Source organism: Kitasatospora griseola, from assembly GCF_014648555.1.
GTDB classification, from domain to species: Bacteria; Actinomycetota; Actinomycetes; order Streptomycetales; family Streptomycetaceae; genus Kitasatospora; species Kitasatospora griseola.
Window position 1 is genome coordinate 86861 of the sequence record NZ_BMRI01000031.1, and the last position, 8035, is coordinate 94895.

General features: G+C 73.3%; 10 protein-coding genes. 7 read left to right on the forward strand and 3 right to left on the reverse strand.

The window, feature by feature from the left end:
- Positions 1-825, forward strand: an 825-nt coding sequence (locus IEZ12_RS29160) for an aldo/keto reductase (RefSeq protein ID WP_229848247.1), incomplete at its 5' end; no start/stop codon positions are given.
- Between the two features lie 390 nt (positions 826-1215).
- Here the strand turns inward: IEZ12_RS29160 and IEZ12_RS29165 are convergent.
- Complete coding sequence (locus IEZ12_RS29165; RefSeq protein WP_189276091.1) at positions 1216-1395, reverse strand: hypothetical protein; 180 nt, start codon at positions 1393-1395, stop codon at positions 1216-1218.
- Between the two features lie 66 nt (positions 1396-1461).
- Here IEZ12_RS29165 and IEZ12_RS29170 point away from each other — a divergent pair, with 66 nt between their 5' ends.
- Positions 1462-1848, forward strand: a complete 387-nt coding sequence (locus IEZ12_RS29170; protein WP_043912094.1) for a hypothetical protein — start codon at positions 1462-1464, stop codon at positions 1846-1848.
- 60 nt (positions 1849-1908) lie between these two features.
- Here IEZ12_RS29170 and IEZ12_RS29175 read toward each other — a convergent pair whose 3' ends face one another.
- Positions 1909-3345: a glycoside hydrolase family 6 protein gene (locus IEZ12_RS29175; protein ID WP_189276094.1), complete on the reverse strand. Its 1437-nt coding sequence runs from the start codon at positions 3343-3345 to the stop codon at positions 1909-1911.
- 336 nt (positions 3346-3681) lie between these two features.
- Here IEZ12_RS29175 and IEZ12_RS29180 point away from each other — a divergent pair, with 336 nt between their 5' ends.
- From IEZ12_RS29180 to IEZ12_RS29200, 5 genes are all read left to right on the forward strand, one after another.
- The gene (locus IEZ12_RS29180; protein ID WP_189276096.1) at positions 3682-4296 is read left to right on the forward strand and encodes a hypothetical protein; all 615 of its coding nucleotides are present in this window, start codon (positions 3682-3684) and stop codon (positions 4294-4296) included.
- A 95-nt stretch (positions 4297-4391) separates the two neighbouring features.
- The gene (locus IEZ12_RS29185; RefSeq protein WP_189276098.1) at positions 4392-5066 is read left to right on the forward strand and encodes a formylglycine-generating enzyme family protein; all 675 of its coding nucleotides are present in this window, start codon (positions 4392-4394) and stop codon (positions 5064-5066) included.
- A 121-nt stretch (positions 5067-5187) separates the two neighbouring features.
- Positions 5188-5859, forward strand: coding sequence for a ribonuclease FAU-1 family protein (locus tag IEZ12_RS29190; protein ID WP_189276101.1), 672 nt, complete (start codon positions 5188-5190; stop codon positions 5857-5859).
- Positions 5860-5971: 112 nt separating this feature from the next.
- Positions 5972-6679, forward strand: coding sequence for a DUF6193 family natural product biosynthesis protein (locus tag IEZ12_RS29195; RefSeq protein ID WP_189276103.1), 708 nt, complete (start codon positions 5972-5974; stop codon positions 6677-6679).
- Between the two features lie 83 nt (positions 6680-6762).
- On the forward strand, positions 6763-7653 hold the full coding sequence (locus tag IEZ12_RS29200; RefSeq protein WP_189276105.1) for a DUF6348 family protein: 891 nt from the start codon (positions 6763-6765) through the stop codon (positions 7651-7653).
- Here IEZ12_RS29200 and IEZ12_RS29205 read toward each other — a convergent pair.
- Positions 7626-7925: a hypothetical protein gene (locus IEZ12_RS29205; RefSeq protein ID WP_189276107.1), complete on the reverse strand. Its 300-nt coding sequence runs from the start codon at positions 7923-7925 to the stop codon at positions 7626-7628. The genes IEZ12_RS29200 and IEZ12_RS29205 overlap by 28 nt on opposite strands.
- Between the last annotated feature and the right edge of the window lie 110 nt (positions 7926-8035).

Here is an 8035-nt window from a genome sequence, read left to right on the forward strand (position 1 = left end):
GCGCCGTTCCACGGCGGGGCGCCGCGTGACCGCGACCGGTCGATCGGGGTGCTCCGGCGGGCGGTCGAGCTCGGGGTGAACCAGGTCGACACCGCCGCGTACTACTTCTCGGCGACCCGTTCTGCCAACGAGTTGATCAACCGGGCGCTGGCGCCCTACCCGGAGGAGCTGGTCATCAGCACCAAGGTCGGGCCGGGCCGGGACCCTTCGGGTGCCTGGTGGTGGGCCACGCCGGCGCAGCTTCGCGGCCAGGTCGAGGAGAACCTCCGTCAACTCGGCCGCGACCACTTGGACGTGGTGAACCTGCGGGTGCCGCCGAGCCGCCGGACCGGTTCGATCGGCGAGCACTTCGGCGCTCTGGCCGAACTGCGCGAGGCCGGGCTGATCCGCCATCTCGGCGTCTCCAACGTCACCGCCGAGCAGCTGTCCGAGGCCCGGAGCGTCGCGCCGGTCGTCTGCGTGCAGAACCCCTTCGGTCTCGGCGCGTCCGACGAGGACCGGGCGCTGCTGCGGCTCTGCGGTGAACTCGGCGTCGCCTTCGTCCCGTTCTTCACGATCGCCGGGGCCGGACGCGAGTCCGGTCCGACCGCCGAGGACCACGACGCGGTGCGCGCCGTCGCCCGTGCGCACGGCGCCTCCGTCGCCCAGGTCCGCCTCGCCTGGACCTTGCAGCAGGGGCCGCACGTGCTGGTGATCCCGGGGACCGGAGATCCGGAGCACCTCGCGGAGAACGTGGCCGCAGGCGCGCTGCGGCTCTCGGCCGAGGAACTGGCCCGCCTCGACGCCCTCCGACCTGCCGACTCCGACAGGCTCGGCTCGAACTGACGCATCGTCATCGATCGGGCATTCCGGCCGGGGCGGCGGAACGGTTGACGGCTTTCACCGCCCCGTGGGGTTTGATCGGGGAGCCGTGTCGGCGGGGCGGCGGCGGCCGGAGGATCGGGCAATGGACCCTGCCCCAGGCGTGTTCCCACCGCCGTTCCCGCACCTGCCGTCGCTGCCGCCGCCACCACACGTGCACCCGTACCCGCCGCCCTGGCACTGCCCGCACCCGAGCCCCACGACGCCCAGCCCCGTCCCCACGCCCAGCTCGTCACCCACCCCGACCCCGGCCGCCACTCCCACACCCGCCCCCGCTCCCTCGTCGCATCCCGCCCCGACGCCGACCCCGACTCCGACGACGGCCGCCCCCGCACCGCACCCTGCGACGTCCCGTCAGTCGCCGTTCGCCGCCGACCGGACGACCGCGCCCGCCGCGGTCCCGCCCCCGCCGGCGGTCCGGTCGCACCCCACCCCCACCCCCTCGACGGCGGTCGCCGCGCCACCGCCACCGGCCGGGCCGTCCGCCCCGGCGGCGATCGAGCCGTCGGTGTGGGCGACCGTGCTGGTCCTCACCGTTCTGCTGCCGGCGGCGCTCGCCGCGCTGGCCGGGCAGCATCTCGCGTTCTCCAGGAGGAGCCGATGAATCCCTCTCCGCTGCTCGGCGCACTGGCCTCGATGACGCTGGCCGTCGGCGCGCTCGCGATGGCGCACCGGGTCCGCCCGCGGACGCCGGAGGGTGAGCCGCCGCCGGACCCGCATCCCGCGCTGGGCGCGATCGGCTCGGGACTGCTGTCCGGGTTCACCCTGTTGACGGGGTTCCTGATCGCCACCGGCTGGGCCGCGCACAGCACGGGCATCGTCCCGCCGGACGGCCTCTACCTGGCGGACCTGGCGGCGGGCGGCGCGGTGCTGCTGTACCCGTCGCTCGCCGGGCTGCCGTTCACGCCGCGCTACGTGACGGCCGTGTGCCTGTTCGGGCTGCTGGTCGGGTACGTGATGGTGACGGCCGTTCAACTCCGCCCGTAGGCCCGGGCCCCGCCGACCCGGGGCCGGGACGGCGGGCCGGGACAGCGGGGCCGGCAGGGTTCAGGAGAGGGTGCAGGCGGTTCCGTTCAGGGTGAAGGCACTCGGGGCGGTGTTGCTGCTGCCGAAGGTCGCCTGCAGCCCGAACGCGGTGGACGCACCGGCCGCCAGGGTGCCGTTGTAGCCCAGGTCGGTGGCGGTGACGGCGGCCCCGCTCTGTACGACGGTGGCGTTCCAGGCGCTGGTGACCTTCTGGTCGCCCGGGAACGTCCAGCCGAGCTTCCAGCCGGCGATGGTGGCGTTGCCGGTGTTCTTCACCGTGATGTCCGCGGTGAAGCCCGCGCTCCAGGAGTTCACCCGGTACGCGACCGAGCACGACGTCCCACCGCTCGGCGGCTGACTCGTCGGAGGCTGCGAGGTCGGCGGCGGGCTGGACGCCGGCGGGCTGGTCGGGTCGGCCGCGTTCACCGCCAGTTGGTAGGCGATGTCGGGGACGAAGGTGCCGGCGGCGGCCGCGCAGCCGTCCGCCTCGCCCGGGGGCTTGATCCAGAGGAAGGCGTCGATCGCGCTGTCCCCGGTGCTCGCCGTCGGGTAGTTGCCGATGGCGCGCCCGGACGGGTCGCACCAGGTGCTGCCGGCCGGGCCGTTGCCGTTGCGGCTGGTGTCGATGACGGCGTGCAGGTTGCCGGGGTTGCCGAGCGCGGAGAGCACGTTGTGGGCGAAGGCGGTCTCGCCCGCCGTGGTGTTGAAGTTCGAGACGTTGCTGAAGAAGCCGTCCGCGTTCAGCACGCCGGCGCTGCGCAGCCGGTTGGCCTGCTCGCTCGCGGAGTTCCAGGTGGAGTGTCCGCCGTCCAGGTACACCTTGGCGGCGGGGCTGGCGGCGTGGATGGCGGTGACGGCGCGCGCCAGCGAGGCGAAACGGTCGCTCTGCTGCTGGGCGTTGAGGCAGGTGGTGAGCGCGATCGAGTCCGGTTCGAGGACCACGATGGAGCGTGAACTGCCGAGCCCTGCCGCGAACTTGCCGACCCAGGCGTCGTACGAGGCGAGGTCCGGCGCCCCGCCGGCGGATGCGCCGCCGCAGTCCCGGTTGGGGACGGCGTAGGCGACCAGCACCGGGGTCCGCCCGGCCTGCTCGGCGGCGGCCGTCACCGCACGGACGTCGGAAGTGACGGTGGTGGGGCGGTAGTTGCTGAACCAGATGGCCTGCGGCTGGCTGGCGATCCGCTTGGAGATCACCGGGGTGCGGGAGTCGCCGGGGTTGGCGGCCACCCACTTGACGACCTGGGACGCCGGGTCCCGGTAGAACTGGGTGCCCGCGGGCAGGCTGCCCTGCACGGCAGCGTCGGCGCCGCCCTGCACGCCGGCCACCAGCCCGAGGGCGGTCGCCGTGGCGGCCAGCGCGAGCACGGCGGCTCGGCCGGAGGGGCGGCCGGGCCTGGCGGCCGGTTCGGCGGCGGTCGGTGGGACGGTGCTGCGCCGGTGGCGCTCGGGGGTGTGCACGGTGTCCTCCGGGGTGCTCTCGGGTGGGAGAGGGGTGGCCGCCCGCCGGGTGCGGCGGGCTGACCGGGGCCTTTGCGGGAACCGGAGTGTGGGAGCGCTCCCGCAGCGGGTTCGGCCGATGGTAGCCGCCGAAGGCCTCCGGCGGCAGACTCCGCGCGTCACCGACTCCCTTCGCACCGCGCCGCATTGACGCCCCTTCCCCCGCTCCGACCTGCGCTCCTCACGAGCGTTCCGGGCCTCCGCGCTCCGGTCCGCCCGCCTGTAACTTTCGGGCCGCTGTCCGAGCGGCGCGTACGGTGGTCCCGTCACCTACGGCGACCGGGGAGGGGCGAGACGATGCGCACTGTGGGGCGGGCGGTCGGCAATGTGGCCCTGGCGGCGCTGGTCTGGGCCGCCGTGGTTCTCGCCGGACGCGAACTGGCCGCCTTCTCCTACCGGTTCAGCGCCCAGATCGCGACGCCGGCCGTGGTGATCGCCGGCCTGTCGATCCTCCTGGCCGTCTGGCCGGCGTCCCGGAAGGACCCGACGGGCTGGATGATCGCGGTCGCCTCCCTCGCCGTCGTCCTGCTGGTCGCCCACACCTACCTGCTCGACATCCGCGCCCTGCGACACCACGGCATCGAGCAGCACGCCCGAATAGCCAAGATCACCACGGAGTTCGACGCCAACAACAACTCCTACCCCCGTCTCACCCTGGAAGCCCTGGAAGGCCCCCCGATCACCGCCACCGTCGACGGCAACCTCGGCTCCTCCTACCGCGTCGGCGCCACCGTCACCGTCACCACCGACCCGGCCGGCCGTGTGGCCCCGGCGCTCGGCACCCTCCCGAGCGCCTCCCGGGAACGCTGGACCTCCCGCGTCGACACCGCGGCGGCCGCCCTGATGGTCGCCCCCCTCACCGGCTGGGCGATCGGCCGCACCCGCAAACGCCGCTCCCCCAGGCGTAGTTGACGTCCGGCAGCACAGCGTCTCCGGCGGACATGACGAACCGTCGGGTCGCCGCCTGCCGCAGCCGGTCCGGGAGACTCCGGTAGCGTCCTCGATTCATGGAGACGAGCGCAGAGCCCGAGATGATCGATGTCCCCGCCGGCCAGGTCGTCCTGTCGGATCGGCGGACGCAGCGCAGCTGGGCAGTCGAGCTTGCGTCCTACCGGCTCGCGGCGGCCCCGGTCACCCAGGCGCTGTACGCCCGGATCACCGGTCAGCGTCCGAGCGCCGCCCACGGGGACCGGATACCCGTCGAGAGTGCGTCCTGGTGGGACGCCGTCCGATTCTGCAACGCGCTGTCCGAGCGCGACGGCTTCTCGCCCGCCTACCGCGTTCAGGCCGACGGCGAGCCCGTCGAGTGGGATGCCTCCTCGGACGGGTACCGGTTGCCGACAGAGGCCGAGTGGGAGTACGCCTGCCGCGCCGGTACCACGGGACCGCGGTACGGCCCCCTTGAGGAGATCGCCTGGTACCGAGGCAACTCGAACGACCGGATCCACGAGGTGCGCCGCAAGCAGCCCAATCCCTGGGGCTTCCACGACATGCTCGGCAATGTGTGGGAGTGGTGCTGGGACCTCTACGACCCCGAGGTCTACGGCAGCTACCGGGTCCTGCGTGGCGGTGGCTGGTTCGATGAGCACTGGAGCTGCCGAGCCTCCGTGCGACGCCGCAGCCACCCGACCTTCCGGGTCGACGACGTGGGATTCCGCGTCGCCCGCACAGTGGCGCGCTGACCGCACGGTGACGCCGCTGCTGGACGCGACCGTGCCCGCGTCCCGCGCACCGGGGGAGAACCGGCTCCGAAGTCCCCTCGAATCGAAGGACTTTGGAGGCCGACCACCTATGCTGCGTGGAATGAGGATCGGGATCGGACGGACCGTGGTGCGCCGAGGGCTCTATCCGGACGGCCGGATCGGGTCGCTCCAGTGCGGGCGGGTCGTGGCCGACGACGACCGCGGCCTGCTCGTCTGGGCGAGCGCCGGGTCGGCGACCGTACAGCGGGTCACCCTGGACGGGGCGTCCACCCGGTCGCTGCCGCTGGCCGACGAGATGCGTCTGCCGACGCTGGCCGTGCCGTCCACCTGGCAGCCCTACGGCACGCTCATCCTCACCCCGCCCGAGGCCGCACACTCGGTGTGGTGGTCCTTCGATCCGGGCGGCTCGTTCGTCGGCTGGTACATCAACCTCGAATCCCCGGTGGGGCGGTGGAACGGCGGGACCGACCACATCGACCAGGCCCTGGACATCCTGGTGGCTCCCGACCGCAGTTGGCGCTGGAAGGACGAGGACGAGTTCGCCGAGCGAACCGGGCACCCGTTCTTCTGGACCGAGGAGGGGGCCGCCGCCATCCGGGCCGAGGGCGAGCGGATGATCGCGCTCGCGGAGGCCGGCGCCTTCCCGTTCGACGGCACCTGGTGCGACTTCCGCCCCGATCCGAACTGGCCGCACACCGCCCTGCCCTGGTGGTGGGACCAGCCGGGCCCACTCCCGCCGGGCGACGGGCGGACAGTGCAGCAAGCGACGTGACGCGAGGCATGCGGGCCCGGGCAGCGAGCGACGTCGGGCCCTTCGGAAGGGATCCCGGGTCGGTTGCCGCAGTTGACGCCCCGTCCGACCCGCCTGCCTTCTACACTGCGGTGTGACCAACGCATCCGACGATCCCGGAGCCGCCGAGCGGGAGGCCGCCGCTGCCGCCTTCGGTGCGCGCCTCGACCAGGTCGCGGCCGAACTCGGGCTGCGGCTGCCCGCACCGGAGCAACTCGGCCGCTCGTGGGCCGAGTTCCGGGACGTCGACACCGACGACCGGGCCTGGATCCGCACCTGGGTACCCGACGCGGGTCCCGCCGTCTCCGTGCGGCGCGCCGGGGTGACGCTCGCCAACGGCCACGCCCAGGACCTCGCGGAGGCGGTTCACGCGGTGGCCGCCTGGCTGGCGGGGGCCGACCTCGCCGGCGTCCGGGACGTCGCGCCGTTCCTGGTCGTCCACGACTGGGCGTTCGCGCACGAGCGTGCGCCGCTCGACGAAGTGGAACTGATCTGGCGTCAGGATCTGGGCCGGTTCGACACCCGGGCGCTGCACCGCTACCCCCTCGGCTACCGGGCGATGTTCGAGGCCGCCTTCGCCGAGCCCCGGCTGCGCCGACTGACGCCCGTGACCAGCCACTACCGGCTGTGGTTCTCCGCCGTCCCGCACTTCCCGTTCCAACCGGTCGGCGGGGCCATCGACCCGCTGTCGGACGGAGGCTTCCTGGTCCGGAGCAGCCGGTCGAGCCACGGGACCGTCGAGGTCGCCACCGCCGAACAGGCCGTCGCACTGGTGGCGGAGGGCCTGCCGGCGGAGTTCTGACAGTTCGTCCGGACCGGCCCTCGCAGCAGCCGCACCGGTATCCCGGGCGCCGATCGATCGGCCGGGCTCAGTACCATCCCCGGATGTCCTGGATACCGCGCATGAAGCGCAAAGCGGAGCCCCCGGCGAACCGGCTGGCCGACCTGGAGTTCCTCGCCCTGGTGAAGGCCGGGCTCGAAGAGTTGGTGCCCGGCGTGACGGAGGGCGCCCAGCTCAAGGGGAACTCGATGATCAGCCCGCAGGGTTGGGCCGTGGCCGTGGCCCCGCCGCACCACGGGGGCGGCCACCACTACGACCTCGTCGCGCTGCCGGACGTCGGTCTCCAACCGGACGTGCCGTGCTTCATGGACTGCGTGGTGTCGATGTCCGCCGATCCGCAGGACGCGGCGAACACCTGGGTGCAGACCGCAGGCGTCTGCCTGCTCGAACTCCTCGACCGCCGGGGGCACTTCGCCGACCACGCGGGCCCCGAGGACGAGCACGGCGTGCCCGGCTGGCACCTGATCACCTCGGGCGTGGTCGGTCTCGGGCACGACGTCGACGAGAACCGGCGGCTTCAGAGCGCGCTGCTGGAGGCGAACGTGCTGCACCGGATCGCGGACTCGTTCACCGCCGACCTGGAATCGCCCTTCTTCAACGGCGTCAAGGTCTTCTACGGCGGCACCCCCGGCGCCATGCAGGCCGAGGTCCGCGTCAACGGGGAGCGCCACGAGGCCGCCTCGGCGGCGATGACGGCGCTCGGACTGCCCGAGCCGACGGCGTTCACGACGGTTCGGTTCTACGCGCTGCTGCTTCCGGTGCCGGCGGGCGAGCGCGAGCCGAGCTTCCCGACGGCCCGGCTCGATCTCGCTCCCGCCTCCGCGTCCGAGCAGCCCGACGCCCTTGGCCACAGCACCGACTGCGACTGCGCCTGCGGGCGCCACCCCCCGCGAGTCGTCGAGCGACGTCAGCGGGTGAAGCAGACGGGCCCGTAGGCGCGGCAGAACTCGCAGTCGCAGCTGGTCAGGGAGTTGGCCCGGCAGTGGGCCGTGGGCCAGTAGCGCGATGCGCACGGACCTGGGTCGAGCGGTGTCCCGTCGCGGGGCACCGTCCTGCCGCACCAGGTGCAGCTGACGGCGGCAGGCACGCCGACCTCCTGCAGCCGCCGGGCCGCGGCGACGGCCTCGGCGAAAGGGCCCTTCTCCAACACTGTCGTCGGGGCGCTGTCCAGCAGGAGCCTGCTGTGCCACAGGCTCAGTCCGGTCACCGATACGACCGCGTGCAGGACTTCGCGCCCCCTGCCCTCAGAGGGTGTTCGATAGGGGAATCCCCCTAACCGTCCGGTTTTGATTGGCACGGCACGGACTCGGTTTCATG